This window comes from Burkholderia ubonensis, assembly GCF_001718695.1.
Lineage (GTDB): Bacteria > Pseudomonadota > Gammaproteobacteria > Burkholderiales > Burkholderiaceae > Burkholderia > Burkholderia ubonensis_B.
Genome location: NZ_CP013422.1, coordinates 1,252,263 through 1,270,452 on the forward strand (window position 1 = coordinate 1,252,263; position 18,190 = coordinate 1,270,452).

At 69.9% G+C, this 18,190-nt stretch carries 9 protein-coding genes; 7 read left to right on the forward strand and 2 right to left on the reverse strand.

Annotation, left to right across the window (positions count from 1 at the left end; all coding sequences use genetic code 11):
- Positions 1 to 254: 254 nt before the first annotated feature.
- The 3 genes from WJ35_RS25300 to WJ35_RS25310 all read left to right on the forward strand — a co-directional run bounded on the left by WJ35_RS25300 (position 255) and on the right by WJ35_RS25310 (position 9,373).
- Complete coding sequence (locus WJ35_RS25300; RefSeq protein ID WP_060236453.1) at positions 255 to 6,308, forward strand: alpha-2-macroglobulin family protein; 6,054 nt, start codon at positions 255 to 257, stop codon at positions 6,306 to 6,308.
- A gap of 7 nt (positions 6,309 to 6,315) precedes the next feature.
- Positions 6,316 to 8,568 (forward strand): penicillin-binding protein 1C, encoded by a 2,253-nt coding sequence (pbpC, locus tag WJ35_RS25305; RefSeq protein ID WP_069240272.1) that lies wholly within the window; start codon positions 6,316 to 6,318, stop codon positions 8,566 to 8,568.
- Between the two features lie 124 nt (positions 8,569 to 8,692).
- Positions 8,693 to 9,373, forward strand: a complete 681-nt coding sequence (locus tag WJ35_RS25310) for a carboxypeptidase regulatory-like domain-containing protein (protein WP_069240273.1) — start codon at positions 8,693 to 8,695, stop codon at positions 9,371 to 9,373.
- A 47-nt stretch (positions 9,374 to 9,420) separates the two neighbouring features.
- Here WJ35_RS25310 and WJ35_RS25315 read toward each other — a convergent pair whose 3' ends face one another.
- Positions 9,421 to 10,668 (reverse strand): multidrug effflux MFS transporter, encoded by a 1,248-nt coding sequence (locus WJ35_RS25315; protein WP_069240274.1) that lies wholly within the window; start codon positions 10,666 to 10,668, stop codon positions 9,421 to 9,423.
- A 422-nt stretch (positions 10,669 to 11,090) separates the two neighbouring features.
- On the opposite strand from WJ35_RS25315, the gene WJ35_RS25320 reads away from it, so the two are divergent.
- On the forward strand, positions 11,091 to 11,630 hold the full coding sequence (locus tag WJ35_RS25320; RefSeq protein ID WP_011882366.1) for a hypothetical protein: 540 nt from the start codon (positions 11,091 to 11,093) through the stop codon (positions 11,628 to 11,630).
- 87 nt (positions 11,631 to 11,717) lie between these two features.
- On the opposite strand, the gene WJ35_RS25325 is transcribed toward WJ35_RS25320, so the two are convergent.
- Positions 11,718 to 12,614: a glutamate/aspartate ABC transporter substrate-binding protein gene (locus WJ35_RS25325; protein ID WP_069240275.1), complete on the reverse strand. Its 897-nt coding sequence runs from the start codon at positions 12,612 to 12,614 to the stop codon at positions 11,718 to 11,720.
- A 427-nt stretch (positions 12,615 to 13,041) separates the two neighbouring features.
- Here WJ35_RS25325 and WJ35_RS25330 point away from each other — a divergent pair, with 427 nt between their 5' ends.
- The 3 genes from WJ35_RS25330 (at position 13,042) to mgtA (ending at position 18,168) form a co-directional block, all read left to right on the forward strand.
- Complete coding sequence (locus tag WJ35_RS25330; RefSeq protein ID WP_069240276.1) at positions 13,042 to 14,688, forward strand: S8 family peptidase; 1,647 nt, start codon at positions 13,042 to 13,044, stop codon at positions 14,686 to 14,688.
- 514 nt (positions 14,689 to 15,202) lie between these two features.
- Positions 15,203 to 15,361 (forward strand): hypothetical protein, encoded by a 159-nt coding sequence (locus WJ35_RS31920; RefSeq protein ID WP_196222106.1) that lies wholly within the window; start codon positions 15,203 to 15,205, stop codon positions 15,359 to 15,361.
- Positions 15,362 to 15,408: 47 nt separating this feature from the next.
- A complete protein-coding gene (gene mgtA / locus WJ35_RS25335) occupies positions 15,409 to 18,168 on the forward strand; it encodes a magnesium-translocating P-type ATPase (RefSeq protein WP_080484450.1) in 2,760 nt (919 codons plus the stop codon).
- The last annotated feature ends 22 nt before the right edge of the window (positions 18,169 to 18,190 follow it).

The following is an 18,190-nucleotide window of genomic DNA, read 5'->3' on the forward strand; positions in this document are numbered from 1 at the left end:
TCAAACTTTGGCGCGGGCCTGAAATGTACGCGTACAAATCGGATCGGACAATCTTTTTATAGTCCATTAAATATTCCGCATTCCGACACAATCGAAATTTCGCTGGATTTTTGTGTCGGCGGCGCGACAAATCCGCGATGCCCTCGCCTCGTGTCGCGCGACGGCGACATCCGCCGGACGGATGGACGGTCATGCCGGTCGGTTAGAATCGCGTCCAATCAAACAGAAAGCTTCCCTCCGAGGGCAATCGAGCGATGAAGCAGCGCGACGACAACAAGCACGAACCAACCTTTCAAAACATCACGCGATGGATCTGGCGCACCGGCGCCGTCGCGGCGCTCGGGGCCGCCGCGGTGCTGTCGCTGCAGGCCGGCGCCGCGCGCACGGTGAGCGTGTCGCCGCAAGGCACCGTCGCCGAGGTGCGGCAGGCCGTCGTCAAGTTCGACGAACCGATGGTCGCGTTCGGCTCGGCGTCCGCGCCGAATCCCGCGCGCATGACCTGCAACGATTCCGTCGCCGGGCGCGGCCAGGGCCGCTGGCTCGACGACAAGACCTGGATCTGGGACTTCGAGAACGACCTGCCGCCCGGCGTGCGCTGCGCGGTCGCGCTCAACGACGGGCTGCGCTCGGTCGCGGGCAACGCGGCCAGCGGCCCGCGCCGCTTCACGTTCCAGACGGGCGGCCCGTTCCCGGTGTCGGTGCGGCCCGGCTCGCGCGAGATCGAGGAACGGCAGGTGTTCGTGATCAAGCTGAACGGCCCCGCCGAAGAACGCTCGTCGCTCGCGAACATCTGGTGCGAGGCGGCCGGCATCGGCAACCGCATCCCCGTCGCGAACGCCGACGCGGACACGCGCCGCGCGCTGCTCGATCACTTCGACCTGAAGCAGGACGCCGCGCGGGTGCTCACGCTGTCGTGCGCGCAGGCGCTGCCGTCGAGCGCGAAGATGCAGCTCGTCTACGGCAAGGGCGTCGCCAGCCCGAGCGGCATCGCGAACGACACCGAGCGGCGCTTCGATTTCACCGTGCGCGCGCCGTTCGCCGCGAGCTTCTCGTGCGAACGCGAAAACGCGAAGGCGCCGTGCACGCCGCTGCGGCCGCTCACCCTGTCCTTCAATGCGCCGATCCCGCGCAAGAACGCCGACGCGATCCGGCTGCGCGGCCCCGACGGCTCGCAGGCGCCGAACTTCGCGGCGGACGACAAGAGCGAGGAAGTGACGACCGTCACGTTCAACCCGCCGCTGCCCGAGCAGGCCGCGCTGACGATCGAGCTGCCGTCGGGCCTGCGCGACGTCACCGGGCGCACGCTGAGCAACGCCGACCTGTTCCCGCTCGCGACGCGCACCGCGCCAATGCCGCCGCTCGCGAAATTCTCGTCGGGCACCTTCGGCATCGTCGAGCGCTTCGCCGAGCCCGGCATGCCGGCGCTCGTGCCGGTCACGCTGCGCAACGTCGAGGCCGACCTGCACATCGCGGGGCTCAACGCCGGCGGCGCGCAGTTCGCGAACCTGAAGGTCGAGAACGACACGTCGATCCGCCAGTGGATGCGGCTCGTCGAGCGTTTCGACAACTGGTCGATGAGCGTCGAGGGGATCGACGAGCAGGTTCCCGGCCTGCTCCGGCGCCGCGGGCAGCATCCCGTCTACGTGCCGCTCGCGGCCGGCGAGCGCCAGCCCGCGCCGAAGGACCGCCGCATCGACGTGCGTTCGCTGTCGCTGCTCAAGGGCGAGTCCGGGGTCCAGGCGATGACGCTGCCGAAGGCCGATCCGAAGACATTGCGGCCGTTCGAGACCGTCGGCGTGCCGATCGACAAGCCCGGCTTCTACGTGCTCGAGCTCGCGTCGCCGGCGCTCGGCCGCTCGCTGCTCGCGAAGCCGTCGAGCATGTACGTGCGCACCGCGGTGCTCGTCACCAATCTCGGCGTGCACCTGAAGCAGGGCCGCGAGAACAGCGTCGTGTGGGTCACCACGCTCGACAAGGGCAAGCCGGTGCCGAACGCGCAGGTGCGCGTGTCGGACTGCAACGGAGACGAGATCGCCGCCGGCAAGACCGACGCGCAGGGCCTGCTGAAGATCGATGGGCAGTTCGAGCCGAAGCACGAATGCCGGACGTCGGAGCGCTTCGACGACTACTTCGTGTCGGCCCGCGTCGACGATCCGAAGACCGGCCCCGACATGGCGTTCGTCAGCTCGAACTGGAACCGCGGCATCGAGGCGTGGCGCTTCAACGTGCCGACCGACATGGGCAGCGAGCCGACCCTGCGTGCGCACACCGTGTTCGCCCGCACGCTGCTGCGCGCGGGCGAAACCGTGTCGATGAAGCATTTCCTGCGCCGGGAGACGCTGCAGAGCCTCGCGTTCCCGTCGCAATACCCGACCCGCGTGACGATCCGCCATCTCGGCTCCGGGCAGACGTACAAGCTGCCGCTCACCTGGGCCGCCGACCATAGCGCCGACACGCGCTTCACGCTGCCGGCCGCCGCGAAGCTCGGCGAATACGGCGTCGAGCTCGAAGGCGGCCCCGAGGACGAGCCGACCGCCAGCTACGCCAGCGGCAGCTTCCGGGTCGAGGCGTTCCGCCTGCCCGTCCTCAAGGGCACGATCGGCGCGCGCGACGCGCAGAAGAGCCCGCTCATCGCCGCGAAGGAAGCGCCGCTCGCGGTGCAGATCGACTACGTGTCGGGCGGCGGCGCGTCGAACCTGCCGGTGCAGGTGTCGGCGCTGATGAAATGGGCGTCGCCGCCGTTCGCCGAGACCTATTCCGAGTTCAGCTTCTCGCCGTACCGCCCCGAGACCGGCGGCGAAACGGCCGCCGACGACGAGCAGGACGGCGACAACGCATCGGGCAGCGCCAGCAACGATCCCGACGCGGCCAAGCTGATCGCCGACAAGCTGCCGCTGACGCTCGACCACAACGGCGCGGGCTCGGTCACGCTCAAGGGGCTGCCGGCCGTCGACGCGCCGAAGCGCGTCGCGCTCGAAGCGACCTTCGCCGATCCGAACGGCGAGGTCCAGACGATCCGCGGCGACGCGATGCTGTGGCCGGCCGCGGTGGTCGCCGGCATCAAGGCGGGCCGCTGGGTGTCGGTGGGCCAGCGTGTGCCCGTGCAGGCCCTCGCGGTCGACCTGCAGGGCAAGCCGCGCGCGTCGGTGCCGATCGAGATCAAGGGCGTCGCGCGCATCACGACGACTTCGCGCAAGCGCATGGTCGGCGGCTTCTATGCATACGACAACCAGAGCGACACGCGCGACCTCGGCGTGCTGTGCTCGGGCAAGACCGACGACAAGGGCCGCATGTCGTGCGACGCGACGCTCGAGCAGGCCGGCAACGTGCAGCTGATCGCGGTCGCGAAGGACGGCGACGGCCGCACGTCGAACGCATCGACGTCGGTGTGGGTCACGCGCGAGGACGAGCTCTGGTTCGGCGGCGACAACACCGACCGGATCGACGTGATTCCGGAGAAGACTGCGTACGAACCGGGCGAAACCGCCCGCTTCCAGGTGCGGATGCCGTTCCGCTATGCGACCGCGCTCGTCGCGGTCGAGCGCGGCGGCGTGATGGAGACGCACATCGTCGAGCTGAACGGCAAGAACCCGACCGTCGACCTGAAGGTCGGCGACACGTGGGGGCCGAACATCTACGTATCGGTGCTCGCGCTGCGCGGCCGGATCCGCGAGGTGCCGTGGTATTCGTTCTTCACGTGGGGCTGGAAGGCGCCGCTCGAATGGGCGCGCGCATTCTGGCGCGAAGGCCGTCACTATGAAGCGCCGACCGCGTTCGTCGACCTGTCGAAGCCCGCGTTCCGCTACGGCCTCGGCGAGATCAAGGTCGGCACGGGCGCGCACCGGCTCGGCGTGACGGTCACGACCGACGCAACCCGCTACACGGTGCGCGGCAAGGCGCAGGCGCACGTGAAGGTCACGTTGCCGGGCGGCCGGCCCGCGCCGGCCGGCACGCAGGTCGCGATCGCGGCCGTCGACGAGGCGCTGCTCGAACTGATGCCCAACAACAGCTGGGACCTGCTCGACGCGATGCTGCGGCGGCGCGCGTACGGCGTCGAGACCGCCACCGCGCAGATGGAGATCGTCGGCCGCCGCCATTTCGGCCGCAAGGCCGTGCCGGCGGGCGGCGGCGGCGGCAGCGCGCCGACCCGCGAGCTGTTCGACACGCTGCTGCTGTGGAATCCGCGCGTGACGCTCGACGCGAACGGCAGCGCGACCGTCGAGGTGCCGCTCAACGATGCGCTGACGCGCTTCCGCATCGTCGCGATCGCGGCGGTCGGCCCCGACCGCTTCGGCACCGGCAGCACGTCGATCCGCAGCACGCAGGACCTGCAGTTGATCTCCGGCCTGCCGCCGCTGGTGCGCGAAGGTGATGCGTTCCGCGCGCAGGTCACGCTGCGCAATACGACCGAGCGCACGATGCGGGTCGTCGTCACGCCGCGCGTGACGGGCCTCGACGTCGCGCCGCAAACCGTTTCCCTCGCGCCGAACGGCGCCGGCGAAGCCGCGTGGACGATCACCGTGCCCGAGCAGGCGCTCGATGCGAACGGCGCGCTGAACTGGCGCATCGAGGCGGCCGAGCAAGGCGGCGCACGCGCGGCCGACGCGCTCGCGGTCACGCAGAAGGTCGTGCCCGCGCTGCCGGTCACCGTGCAGCAGGCGACGCTCGCGCAGGTCGACGGCACGCTCGCGCTGCCCGTCGCGGCGCCGGCCGGCGCGGCGCCGAATGCGCAAGGCGCGCCGCGCGGCGGCATCGCCGTGTCGCTGCAGTCGAAGCTGGCCGACGGCCTGCCGGGCGTGCGGCGCTGGTTCGAGCGCTATCCGTACCGCTGCCTCGAGCAGCAGGCGTCGCGCGCGATCGGGCTGCGCGACGCCGCCCAATGGCAGGCGCTGACCGCGCGCATGCCGGTTTATCTGGACAGCGACGGGCTCGCGAGCTATTTCCCGCCGCGATCCGACGATTCGCACTATGGCAGCCCGACGCTGACGTCCTACCTGCTCGTGCTGTCGGATGAGGCGAGCCGTCTCGACCCGCGCTTCGCGCTGCCCGAAGACGTGCGCGCGCAGCTCGAAGCCGGGCTCGCGCGCTTCGTCGAAGGCCGCATCCAGCGCGACACGTGGGCGCCCCGCCAGGACCGCGACCTGCGCAAGCTCGCCGCGATCGAGGCGCTGTCGCGCTACGGCGCGGCGCAGGGCCGGATGCTCGGCTCGCTCGAGATCGCGCCGAACCAGTGGCCGACGTCGGCCGTGATCGACTATCACGCGATCCTGACGCGCGTGAAGGACATCCCGCAGCGCGACGAGAAACGTGCGCAGGTCGAGCAGATCCTGCGCGCGCGGCTCACCTACCAGGGCACCCAGCTCGTGTTCTCGACCGCGCGCGACGACGACCTGTGGTGGCTGATGACGAGCAACGAGACCAACGCCGCGCGGCTCGCGCTGGAATTCGCGGGCGACCCTGCCTGGAAGGACGAGATGCCGCGCGTGACGTCCGGCCTGCTCGCGCTGCAGCAGCGCGGCGCGTGGCAGACGACGACGTCGAACGCGCTCGGCCTGCTCGCGGTCGAGCGTTTCTCGCGCGTCTACGAAAGCACGCCCGTCAGCGGCACGACGAAGGTGACGCTCGGCGGCGACGAGCGGTCGATCGCGTGGTCGTCGTCGCCGGCTGCATCGGCAGCTCCGGCCGCATCGGCCGCAGCGGCGTCGGCGACCCCGGCGACGCGTGCAGCCGCCGCGCGCAGCGTGATGCTGCCGTGGCCGCGCGCGGCGCAGCCGGGCACGCTCAGCGTCGTGCAGAACGGCACCGGCCGCCCGTGGGCGACGATCGAAAGCCTCGCCGCGGTGCCGCTGCGCGCGCCGTTCGCGGCCGGCTACCGGATCACGAAAACGGTCACGCCGGTGTCGCCGGCGGTCAAGGGCGTGCTGACGCGCGGCGACGTGGTGCGGGTGCACCTCGACATCGACGCGCAGAGCGACATGACGTGGGTGGTCGTCAACGATCCGGTTCCGGCCGGCGCGACGATCCTCGGCTCCGGCCTCGGCCGCGACTCCGAGGCGGCGACGCAGGGCGAGAAGACGGCCGACGGCGCATGGCCCGCCTTCATCGAACGCGACTTCGACGGCTATCGCGCGTATTACGACTATCTGCCGAAGGGCAAGCTGTCGGTCGAATACACGGTGCGGCTGAACAACGTCGGCACGTTCGGGCTGCCGCCGACGCGCGTCGAGGCGCTGTACGCGCCGTCGGTGTACGGGCTGTGGCCGAATCCGCCGATGACCGTCAAGCCGGCCGACGCCGGCAAGCCGTGAACGCGCGATGAAGGGACTCGCCTCACCTCGGCCGGCGCAGATTGCCGGTGCTGCCGGCCGCCTCTTCATCGCCGCGCTGCTCGCGGCCCCGCTGGTCGCGCACGCGCTGCCGTCGTACGACGACGTGCGCCACCGCTGGCGCAGTTCCGACTGGGTGCTGCTCGCCCGTGACGGCACGCCGCTGCAGCGCACCCGCGTCGACCACGCCGAACGGCGCGGCGACTGGGTCGCGCTCGGCGACGTGTCGCCCGCGTTCCGCGAGGCGATCGTCGTGTCCGAGGACCGGCGCTTCTACGAACATAGCGGCGTCGACTGGCGCGGCATCGCGGGCGCCGCCTGGGGCAACCTGTGGAACGAGCGCACGCGCGGCGCGTCGACCGTGACGATGCAGCTCGCCGGCCTGCTCGGCGATTCGCCGCGCCGCTCGGGCCAGCGCTCGCTGCCGCAGAAGGCCACGCAGGCGATGAACGCGCTGCTGCTCGAACGCGGCTGGCGCAAGGACCAGATCCTCGAGGCCTACCTGAACCTCGTGCCGTTCCGCGGCGAGACGATCGGGCTCGACGCGATGTCGCGCGTGCTGTTCGGCAAGGCGCCGTCCGGGCTCGACGTGCGCGAGTCCGCGGTCGCCGCCGCACTGGTGCGCGCGCCCAACGCGAACGCCGCGAGGGTCGCCGAGCGCGCGTGCCGCATCCTGCGCGACATGCGCGCCGCGCAGCAGTGCGCGTCGCTCGACGGCTACGTGCAGCTCGTGACCGCGCGCCCGGCGAGCGCCGCGCGCGACGACGGCGCGGCGCTCGCGCCGCATTTCGCGCGGCGCATCGCGGCCGAGGCGAAGCCCGGCGCGGGCGCGCAGGTCCGCTCGACGCTCGACGCGCCGCTGCAGCGCTTCGCGCGCGACACGCTGACCCGCGCGCTGACCGAGCTCAACGCCCCCGCCCATCGACGCAACGTGCAGGACGGCGCGGTGGTCGTGATCGACAACGCGAGCGGCGAGATTCGCGCGTGGGTCGGCTCGTCCGGCGCGCTGTCGGGCGCGCGCGACGTCGACGCCGTGCTCGCGCCGCGCCAGGCCGGCTCGACGCTCAAGCCGTTCCTGTATGCGCAGGCGATCGACGAGAAGCGGCTGACCGCCGCGTCGCTGCTCGACGACGCGCCGATCAACCTCGCCACGGGCGGCGGCCTGTACATCCCGCAGAACTACGACAAGGATTTCAAGGGCTGGGTGAGCGTGCGCAGCGCGCTCGGCGGCTCGCTCAACGTGCCGGCCGTGCGCACGCTCGTGCTCGTGACGCCGCACCGCTTCGCGCGCACGCTGACCGCGCTCGGGCTGCCGCTCGCGCAGGAAGGCGACTATTACGGCTTCAGCCTCGCGCTCGGCAGCGCGGACGTCACGCTGCTGTCGCTGACCAACGCGTATCGCGCGCTCGCGAACGGCGGCGTGGCGCGCAAGGCCGTCGACCTGCCGGCGCCGGCTTCGTCCGCATCGGCTTCGGCGCCGACGCCGGCGCGCGCGCCCGACGGCACGCGCGTGTTCAGCGACGCGGCGAGCTTCGTCGTCACCGACATCCTCGCCGACAACAACGCGCGCGTGCGCACGTTCGGCTTCGACAACCCGCTCGCGACGCGCTTCTTCTCGGCGGTCAAGACCGGCACCAGCAAGGACATGCGCGACAACTGGGCGGTCGGGTATACGTCGCGCTACACGGTCGGCGTCTGGGTCGGCAACGCGGACGGCTCGCCGATGTGGGACATCTCGGGCGTGACCGGCGCGGCCCCGGTCTGGTCGGCGGTGGTCGGCTACCTGCATCGCGATCTCGCGAGCCGCGCACCGCGCCCGCCCGCCGGCGTCGAGCAGCGCCGCATCACGTTCGAGCGCGATCTCGAGCCGGCGCGCGGCGAATGGTTTCTCGCCGGCACCGCGGTCGATGCGATCCGGCTCGCCGCGCCCGTCACGGCCGGCAAGGACGGGCCGCGCGCGCCGCTGACGATCGGCGCGCCGACCGACGGGACGATCTTCGCGATCGATCCGGACATTCCGCCGAAGAACCAGCGGATCTGGTTCGAGCGCACCGCGGGCCACGCGGCGAAGTTTTCGTGGCGGCTCGACGACAAGGTGATCGGGCGCGCGGACCGCGTCGCGTGGATGCCGTGGCCGGGACGGCATCGGCTCGAACTCGTCGATGCGCGCGGGAACGTCGCCGATGCGATCGGGTTCGAGGTGCGGGGCGCGTTCGCGCGCAAGGGCGCGCGCAAACCGTGATGCCGTCTGCGCCGGCAGCGCACGAAAGGGTAAGCAGTACGCGGATCGCAGACCTAGAATACGAAGCGTGCGCCGGCGCGTCGGCGCGCCGCGTCCCCTCTCACGATCCGCCGATCGCCCGACCATGAACCTCCGACCTCCGCGCTTGCTCCGGCCCATCCTGGGCGCCGCCTTCGTGGCCACGCTGGCGGGCTGCAACGGCGAAGCCTGCTTCGGCGTCGACGTGTGCTCCAACGACACCCTGCCATCGGTCGCGCTGTCCGGCACGGCCGCCACCGGCGCGCCGCTCGCGAGCGCGGCGGTGACGGTGAGCTGCGTGCAGGGCTCGGCCACCACGCTGACCGACGGCGGCGGCAACTACCGCGTCGCCCTCAACGCCGCGCTGCCGTGCGTGCTCACCGTCACGTCCGGCGGCACGACCCTGCATTCGCTCGCGTTCGCCGGCGGCACCTTCAATACGACGCCCGAGACCGACCTGATGCTCGTCTACCTCGCATCGCAACTCGGCACGACCACGGCCGGCCTGATCGGCAATTTTCCGCGCAATACGCATTTCCAGCAGGCAATGGGCAGCGCGAACACGGTGCTGGCCGCGCAATCGGCGGTCGTCGCGAATCTCCAGCAGCGCTATGCGGTCACGCTGACGACGCAGGCGTTCCTGACGACGCCGTTCGTGGTCGGCCAGCCCGGCGTCGACAGCGACCTCGTCGCGCTGGCGGCGGCAGGGGCGATCGACGCCAGCGGGATGCCAGCCGCGGCCGCGGTTGCGCTGCTGGCGCAGGCCAGCGCCGCGCATCCGCTGTGAGCGGGCGGCGCGCCGCGCTCGAGTCTCAAGTCACGCGCCGGCCGCGCTCAGGTCGCTTCCCCGCTCGCGCACGCGACGCTGACCGGCTGCTGCTGGGTCAGATGGCGCAGCAGCTTCGTCACCATCCACACGACGACGAACGCCAGCACGACGAAGAACACCGCGAGCGGCGTCAGCACCTGCACCGACACGAAGCCGGCGAGCCCCATCATCGCCGACGACACCAGCAGCAGCGCGCAGCCGAGGATCGCGCTCGTCAGGCCCGCGATGTGCGGGAACAGCGCATTGCCCTTCGCCATCAGCGTCGGATACATCGCGCCGGCGCAGAACCCCATCACGAGCACGGGCGTCGCGAGCGTCCACACGCGCAGGCCGACGGTCAGCGCCAGCACGAGCATCGCGATCGCGGCGCCGGCCATCACGCGCGCGCCGAGCTGCAGCCGCCGCTCGGCGCTCGGCAGGCGCGGGCCGTGCACGCGGTTCGACAGCCCGCCGAGGAAGTACATCATCCCGATGCCGAGCGCGAGATAGCCGAAAAAGGTCGGCGGCTCGTGCAGCGTGGTCTGCACCATGAACGGCCCGACGATGTTGAACACGAGCAGGATGCTGTAGCACAGCCCCTGCGCGAGGAAGCAGCTATGGAACACCGGGCTCGACAGCACCTTGCCGGCGTTCGCCATCAGCGTGCGCGGCGCGAGGGGCACGGGGCGCGGCAGCGTCTCGCGATAGCCCCACAGCAGCGCCCACATCACGAGCGAGTACGCGAGCAGGAACACCAGGCAGGCCTGCCAGCCGAACCACGTCTGCAGGTGCGCGCCGATCACCGGCGCGACGATCGGCGCGAGCCCCCACGCGATCGACATGTAGGTGAACGCATGCATCAGCGCCTGCCCGGTGAACGAATCGGTGATGATCGTCTTCGCGAGCAGGTTGGTGGTCGCGATGCCGAAGCCCTGCAGGCAGCGGGCGAGGAGGAACGTTTCCAGGTTCGTCGCGCCGAGCGACAGCAGGCAGCCGATCGTATAGACGACGAGCCCGAACGCGAGCACGCGCTTGCGCCCGAAGGCGTCGGCGACCGGCCCGAACACGAGCTGGCTGAACGCGTAGGCGGCCAGGTAGCCGGACACGCTCGACTGGATCGCCTGCGGCGACGTCGCGAAATAGCGGGCCATCGCGGGCAGCGCGGGCACGTAGATGTCGATCGCGACCTGTCCGGCGGACGCGAACAGGCAGATCAGCAGCAGCAGGAAACGCGGTGAATTCGTTGCGCGCGCGGAAGTGAGCGAGGCGTTCATGACGGGCGGGAAGGATACGGGCGGCGGCATCGCTGCATGCCGGCGCGTTCGGATAGCGAACAGCCGTGCGCGGCGAAGCGCCTATTGTGCCCTTTGTTGCGCGCGCCGGCCGGAATCCCCTGGCGCGGGAGAGGTTGAATGGGGCGGCGGCGCGGGGGGACATGGGCGCCGGTGGCATGGCGGCACGGTGCGCCGTGCACCGCGAGCTTCGAGCTTCGAGCTGTCGGCTGGACGTTGCGAGCTGTCGGCTCGGCGTTGCAGGCGTCGGCTGCAGCGTCCCGCCTACGTCCATCCGACCGGCTACGCCGCGGTTTTAATCCTGTTTTAAGCCGACCCACGCATAGTCGCCGATGGCTCCGTCCGTGAGCCGCACGATTCGTTCAATGTTGATTCGATCAGTATCGTTTGATGGAGATACGAATATGCGATTCCGTTCGTATATGGCGGCAGGCGCGGTAGCGCTGATGCCCGTGCTCGCGATCGCCGGGCAAGCCGCGCAGGCGCCGGCCGCACAACCGGTGTTCGTCAACGTCGATGGGCAGGCCGTGCCGGTCAAGGCCGATACGCGCGTCGTCCAGACGGCGCTCGGCCCGATGAAGGTCAGCACGTGGAGCTGGCACAGCCCGCATGGCGGCGCGAGCTTCGAGATGCAGACGTCGTCGACGTCGGGCGACGTGGCGCCCGCAACCGCATGGCGGCAGATGCAGGCCGCGCAGTACCGGATGCAGGCCGCTCAGGCGCAGATGGCCGCCATGCAGCAGATGATGGCGCTGCAGCACGCCGCGCTCGCCAACCTGTTCGCGATGCCGGCGCCGCAACCCGTCGGCTTCGCGATGCCGATGTGGGCAATGCCGGAGCCGGTCGTCGTGATCGTGCCGGCGCAGCCGTCCACACGTACGGTCGCGCCTGCACCGTCGGCGCCGGCCAGGCCCGCGGCGCGCGGGCCGGAGATCAAGGCCTGACGCGAGCAACCCCGCACAAAAACAAAACCGAAACCGCCGGCCGCCGCGCCGGCGGTTTTCGTTTGCAACCGTGTCGCCGCGGCCTGCTCAGTACTGCGCGCGATCGGTCGGGTTTCTGAACAGCTGCCGCATTTCGGCCGACAGCGGATAGTTCAGGTTCATCCCCTTCGGCGGAATCGGCTGCGTGAACCAGCGGTTGTAGAGCTTCTCCGCGTCGCCGGAGGTCTGCATCTTCGCGATCACGCCGTCGACGACGCGCTTGAACGCCGGATCGTCCCTGCGCATCATGCATGCGTAGTTCTCGTGGACGAGCGGCGTGCCCGTGACCGTATACGCGCCCGGATTCCGGTCCTTCGCGAGCTCGCCGTAGAGCAGCGGCTCGTCCATCACGAACGCGACCGCGCGCCCGGTCGTGACGTTCATGAACGCTTCCGCGTGATCCTTCGCGCTGATGATCGTCATGTTCATGCCCTTCTCTTCGTTCAGCTTGCGCAGCAGGCGCTCGTCCGACGTGCCGGCCGTCGTCGCGACCGTCTTGCCCGCCAGGTCCGGAAAGTCCTTCACGCCCGAATCCTTGCGCGTGCTGAAGCGGATGCCGTACAGAAAGATGCTGTTCGAGAACGCCGCCTGCTTCTGCCGTTCGAGCGTGTTCGTCGTCGATCCGCATTCGAAATCGATCGTGCCGTTCTGCAAGAGCGGAATCCGGTTCTGCGACGTGATCGGAATCTCCTTCACCGCGAGGCCGGGCAGGTTCAGCTCCGTCTTCAGCTGCTCGACGATGCGCGACGCGATGTCCCGCGAATAGCCGATGTTCTTCTGCTGGTTGTCCGAGTACGAGAACGGCACCGACGATTCGCGGATGCCGAGCGACACGACGCCCGTGTCCTTGATCTTCTTCAGCGTGCCCGTGAGCGCCTGCGCGTGCGCGGCGCCGGCCAGCGCACCGGCCAGCACGAGGGCCAGCCAACGAAAGCGGCGATCCATGCTTTTCTCCTGACGAAACGTTGATCGAATCGCGATCCTACGCCCGACAATATTCGCGCCGCATCGGCCAACGCGTAGTGACGCGTCGAGCCGGCGGCCCGCCGCGCGGGCGCGAGCGTTGCCGTGGCGCGCAAACCTCGTCCTCTCCGTCATCAGGGCCGCCGCAGCGCATCCGGTCGCGCACGGGCGAGCGCGCGGCCCGACAGGAATCGCAAACACCGCTGCGATGCAGCAACGAAATCGTTTGCGCAAACGCTGCCTTTTCTACCAAAACATACTCAAGAACCCCGCTGGACGGCCGTTACCCAATGCGTGGCGCTTCGCAGCAAGCCGCTGCAATCGCCAGACAAAAAAGACCAGATCCGGCATCGGCCGGACCATGCACTACCGCCGGCACGACGGTTATCCACGAGGACGAAGTTTCACCATGAGAGCCAATCGTTTCGATTTCGCACTGGCCCGCTCCGCTCACGCGCGCGTGCTCGCCGGCATGTTGTCGGCAGCCGCCCTGCTCCCCATCGCCGGCTGCGGCGGCGGTGGCGGCGACGGCTCGAGCCCGGCGACCGCAGCGCCGGCCCCCGCGCCGACGCCGGCTCCCGCACCTGCTCCGGCGCCCGCGCCCGCGCCGACCAACGGCACCACCTGTGCGGCCCAGCAGGCCGCGGTGCAGATGGCCGCGCAAACGGTCGCGCCGACCGAGCCGCCTGTCGATCATCTGATCGTCCGGCTGAAGCCGTCGACGGGAACGCGCGCGATGGCCGCGCTCGACGTCGGCACGCGGCTCGACGCGGTGATCCAGCGCTCGATGACGCGCTGGAGCGCGCCGACGACCACCGGCGCCGCGCGTGCCTATGCGGCCGCGACGACGTCGCTGAACGTGCAGGTCGAGCGGGCGATGGCGAGCGGCGCGGCCGTGCTGTCGATCGGTCAGCGCATCGCATCGGACGACGCGGCCGCACTGGCCGCCGCATTCGCGGCCGACAGCGACGTCGACTACGCGGAGCCGGATCACCCGATGCACGTCCGCGACACGCCGAGCGACCCCTCGTACAGCCAGCAATGGTATCTGTCCGACCCGGCGGTCGGCATCAACACGCCGCCCGCATGGACCCGCACCAAGGGCGCGCCGACCGTCGTGACCGCCGTGCTCGACACCGGCTTCCGTCCGCACGGGGATCTCGCGTCCAACCTGCTGCCGGGCTACAGCTTCATCACCAACGTCAACACGAGCAACAACGGCAAGGGGCGCGACCGGGACGCGACCGATCCGGGCGACTGGGTCACGCAGCAGGAGCTCGACGACGCAAGCGGCCCGTTCTATCACTGCGCGAGCAGCCCGAGCGACAGCAGCTGGCATGGCACCCGCGTCGCAGGCCTGATCGGCGCAGTCGCGAACAACAACACGGGCATCGCCGGCGTGTCGTGGCTCGGCAAGGTCCTGCCGGTGCGCGTGCTCGGCAAGTGCGGCGGCACGACGAGCGACATCGCCGACGCGATGCGCTGGGCGGCCGGCATTCCGGTCAGCGGCGTACCGACGAACTCGAATCCGGCGAAAGTCATCAACCTGAGCCTCGGCGGCACCGGCGCGTGCAGCCAGACGTTCCAGCAGGCGATCGACGACGTGACCGCGCTGGGCGTGACCGTCGTCGTCGCGGCCGGCAACGACGGTGTCTCGACGGCGTTCGACCAGCCCGCGAACTGCCGCGGCGTGATCGCCGTCGGCGCGAACGACGCGACCGGCCGGCGGGCGTCCTTCAGCAACTTCGGCAGCGACGTCGCGCTGAGCGCGCCCGGCGTCAACATCCTGTCGACGTCGAACAGCGGCAAGACCACGCCCGGCACCGACGTCTACGGCCTCGCGGACGGCACGAGCCTCGCGGCGCCGCAGGTGGCGGGCGTCGCGGCGCTGATGCTCGCCGTGAACGGCAACCTCACGCCGGCCCAGATCCAGCAGAAGCTGCAAGGCGGCGCACGCGCGGCGATGCTGCCCGCCGCCACGACGTCGTGCACCGCCCTGCCGGCCGGCGCCGGTATCGCCGATGCGGGCGCGGCCGTCACGGCCGCCGCGCAATAAGCGCTGCGTCGCCGCGACACGAACGCGCGCATGCCGGCCCGGCGTGCGCGCGTTTTTTCATCGCCGCGAGTTGCGGCTGCACGCCGATGCATCGATGAAAACGCCGTAAAAACGCGGGTAAAGCGGGTAAAGGGTTGACGCTTCGCGCAACGAACCATTACCATCGCCCCCGTCTAAACACATGGAGTGTTCTGTGAACACCGATGCGAGTTGTAGTTGGTGCTTGACCAACATGACTGCCGCCTGAGGAAACTGCGCAGAGCCTCGTCTTCTGCCGCATCCCGGGAAGCAGGATGCGGCGTCCTTCCGGCCTGACCGGCCAGAATCCCCGCCCGATTTTTCGCTGACGCCGAAGCGCGTCGCCGCGCAGCGCCACGCTGACGCGCGCGTGCATTCGCGCGACGCACTGCGCGCTGCCGCGCGTATTTCATTCACGTGCCGACCGGCCGTGCGCACGCTCGCGTGCGCGGCCGCCGATCGCTCGTGCCGCCCATCCACGACCGAAGGAGCGCAGATGAACTCCGACGACAGTAGTCGATTACCGCTCGCCGGCGCGGCGTCGCGCATCGGCTCTGCGCGCGCAGTCGCCGCGCCGGCGAGCGGTCCCCTCTTCACCGATCAACAGCCGATCGCGCCTGACGCGACGCGGCGGGGAGCGTTCGTTCGTCGATAACGTCGCGACCGCTCCCGGCGCGCCGCCGCATGCGCCAGGAGCGAGTCATGACACAACGAAACCCATCCAGGAACCCGCAGCGCGGCTTCGTCGGCGCCGGCAACGGCCGGCAGAACGAACCGCGCATCATGCGCATCGCGCAGGAAGCCGGCCGTCCGCTCGAGCAGACCTTCGAGGCGCTGCGTACCGGTGCACGCGGCCTCACGCACGGCCAGGCCGCCGACCGCCTGCAACATCACGGCCCGAACGAGATCGCGCACGACAAGCCGCCGCACTGGACCCGCCAGCTGCTGATGTCGTTCCACAATCCCTTCGTCTACGTGCTGCTGGTGCTCGCCGCGATCAGCTTCTGCACCGACGTCTGGTTCGCGGCGCCCGACGATCGCGACTACGTCGGCATGACGATCCTGCTGACGATGGTGACGATCAGCGCGCTGCTGCGCTTCGTGCAGGAATTCCGCTCGCTGCGCGCCGCCGAGAAGCTGAAGGCGATGGTGCGCACGACCGCGACCGTGCAGCGCGCGGTGACCGACACCGCCGAGCCTGCGCGGCGCGAAGTGCCGATGCGCGAAGTGGTGGCCGGCGACATCGTGCATCTGTCGGCCGGCGACATGATCCCCGCCGACGTGCGCCTGCTCGCATCCCGCGACCTGTTCATCAGCCAGGCCGTGCTGACCGGCGAAGCGCTGCCGGTCGAGAAATACGACACGCTCGGCGCCGTCGCCGGCAAGTCGGCCAATGCGCACACGGCCAGCGCGAACGACGCGTCGGCGTCGCCGCTCGATCTGGAGAACGTCTGCTTCATGGGCACCAACGTCGTGAGCGGCACCGCGACGGCGGTCGTCGTCGCGACCGGCGAGGACACCTACTTCGGGTCGCTCGCGCGCAACGTCGTCAGCCACAAGCGCATCGAAACCAGCTTCGACCGCGGCGTCGCAAGCGTGAGCTGGCTGCTGATCAAGTTCATGTTCGTGATGGTGCCGATCGTGTTCATGATCAACGGGCTGACCAAGGGCGACTGGCTGAGCGCCCTCACCTTCGCGCTCGCGGTGGCCGTCGGCCTGACGCCCGAGATGCTGCCGATGATCGTCAGCGCGAACCTCGCGCGCGGCGCGGTCGCGATGGCGCGCCGCAAGGTCGTCGTCAAGCGGCTGAACTCCGTGCAGAACTTCGGCGCGATGGACGTGCTCTGCACCGACAAGACCGGCACCCTCACGCAGGACAGGATCATCCTCGAACACCATCTCGACCTGTCCGGCCACAAGAACGAGGAGATCCTGCGGCTCGGCTGGCTGAACAGCTTCCACCAGAGCGGCCAGAAGAACCTGATCGACATCGCTGTCGTCAATCGCGCGAACGAGATCGGCGAGCGCGTGAAGCCGCAGGGCTACAGGAAGATCGACGAGCTGCCGTTCGATTTCGTGCGGCGCCGCCTGTCGGTCGTCGTCGAGGACACGCGCGGCACGCACACGCTGATCTGCAAGGGCGCCGTCGAGGAAATGCTCGCCGTGTCGACCCACGTGCAGGACGAGGACGGCGTGCGGCCGCTCGACTTCGTCGCCCGCAAGCGGCTGCTCGAACAGGCGAACGCGTACAACGAGGACGGCTTCCGCGTGCTGGTGCTGGCCACCCGCGCGATCCCGCGCGGCGACGAGCGCGAGCAATACCGCACCGCCGACGAGCGCGACCTCGTCGTGCGCGGCTTCCTGACCTTCCTCGATCCGCCGAAGGAATCGGCCGCGCCCGCGCTCGCCGCGCTGCGCGAGAACGGCGTCGCCGTGAAGGTGCTGACCGGCGACAACCCGACCGTCACGATCAAGGTCTGCCGCCAGGTCGGACTCGAACCCGGCAAGCCGATGCTCGGCGCCGAGGTCGACGCGCTCGACGACGCGACGCTCGCGCAGGCCGTCGAACGCACGACCGTGTTCGCGAAGCTCACGCCGCTGCAGAAGGCGCGCATCGTCACGGCGCTGCAGGCGAACGGCCACACCGTCGGCTTCCTCGGCGACGGCATCAACGACGCGCCCGCGCTGCGCGACGCCGACGTCGGCATCTCCGTCGACAGCGGCGCGGACATCGCGAAGGAAACCGCCGACATCATCCTGCTCGAGAAGAGCCTGATGGTGCTCGAGGAAGGCGTGATCAAGGGCCGCGAAACGTTCGGCAACATTCTCAAGTACCTGAACATGACGGCCAGCTCGAACTTCGGCAACGTGTTCTCGGTGCTCGTCGCCAGCGCGTTCCTGCCATGGGAGCCGATGCTCGCGACCCAGCTGCTGGTGCTGAACCTCGTCTACGACACGTCGCAGATGCTGCTGCCGTGGGACAGGATGGACCCCGAGTTCCTGAAGAAGCCGCGCAAGTGGGAAGCCGGCAACATCAAGCGCTTCATGCTGTGGGTCGGGCCGACGTCGTCGGTGTTCGACATCACCACGTACCTGCTGATGTGGACCGTGTTCGGCGCGGGCGCGCTGTATCACCTGCACGGCGGCGCGAGCGGCCAGATCGTGATGAATTCCGGCTGGTTCATCGAGAGCCTCGTGTCGCAGACGCTCGTCGTGCACCTGCTGCGCACGCAGAAGATTCCGTTCCTGCAGAGCACGGCCGCGCTGCCGGTGCTGCTGTCGACGGTCACCGCGATCGCGATCGGCTGCTGGCTGCCGTTCTCGCCGTTCGCGGACGCGCTCGGCTTCATGCATCTGCCCGGCAGCTACTGGCTGTGGCTCGCGGCCACGATGGTCGGCTACATCCTGCTCGCGCAGACGGTCAAGACGATCTACGTGCGCCGGTACAAGCAGTGGTTCTGAACCGCGTCGAACGTAGCGCAGC

What these genes read in the sequence shown, in the direction of transcription:
- WJ35_RS25300 (WP_060236453.1), top strand. Translation starts at nt 255, where the DNA reads ATGAAGCAGCGCGACGACAACAAGCACGAACCAACCTTTCAAAACATC.
- pbpC (WP_069240272.1), top strand. Translation starts at nt 6,316, where the DNA reads ATGAAGGGACTCGCCTCACCTCGGCCGGCGCAGATTGCCGGTGCTGCC.
- WJ35_RS25310 (WP_069240273.1), top strand. Translation starts at nt 8,693, where the DNA reads ATGAACCTCCGACCTCCGCGCTTGCTCCGGCCCATCCTGGGCGCCGCC.
- WJ35_RS25315 (WP_069240274.1), bottom strand. Translation starts at nt 10,668, where the DNA reads ATGAACGCCTCGCTCACTTCCGCGCGCGCAACGAATTCACCGCGTTTC.
- WJ35_RS25320 (WP_011882366.1), top strand. Translation starts at nt 11,091, where the DNA reads ATGCGATTCCGTTCGTATATGGCGGCAGGCGCGGTAGCGCTGATGCCC.
- WJ35_RS25325 (WP_069240275.1), bottom strand. Translation starts at nt 12,614, where the DNA reads ATGGATCGCCGCTTTCGTTGGCTGGCCCTCGTGCTGGCCGGTGCGCTG.
- WJ35_RS25330 (WP_069240276.1), top strand. Translation starts at nt 13,042, where the DNA reads ATGAGAGCCAATCGTTTCGATTTCGCACTGGCCCGCTCCGCTCACGCG.
- WJ35_RS31920 (WP_196222106.1), top strand. Translation starts at nt 15,203, where the DNA reads ATGAACTCCGACGACAGTAGTCGATTACCGCTCGCCGGCGCGGCGTCG.
- mgtA (WP_080484450.1), top strand. Translation starts at nt 15,409, where the DNA reads ATGACACAACGAAACCCATCCAGGAACCCGCAGCGCGGCTTCGTCGGC.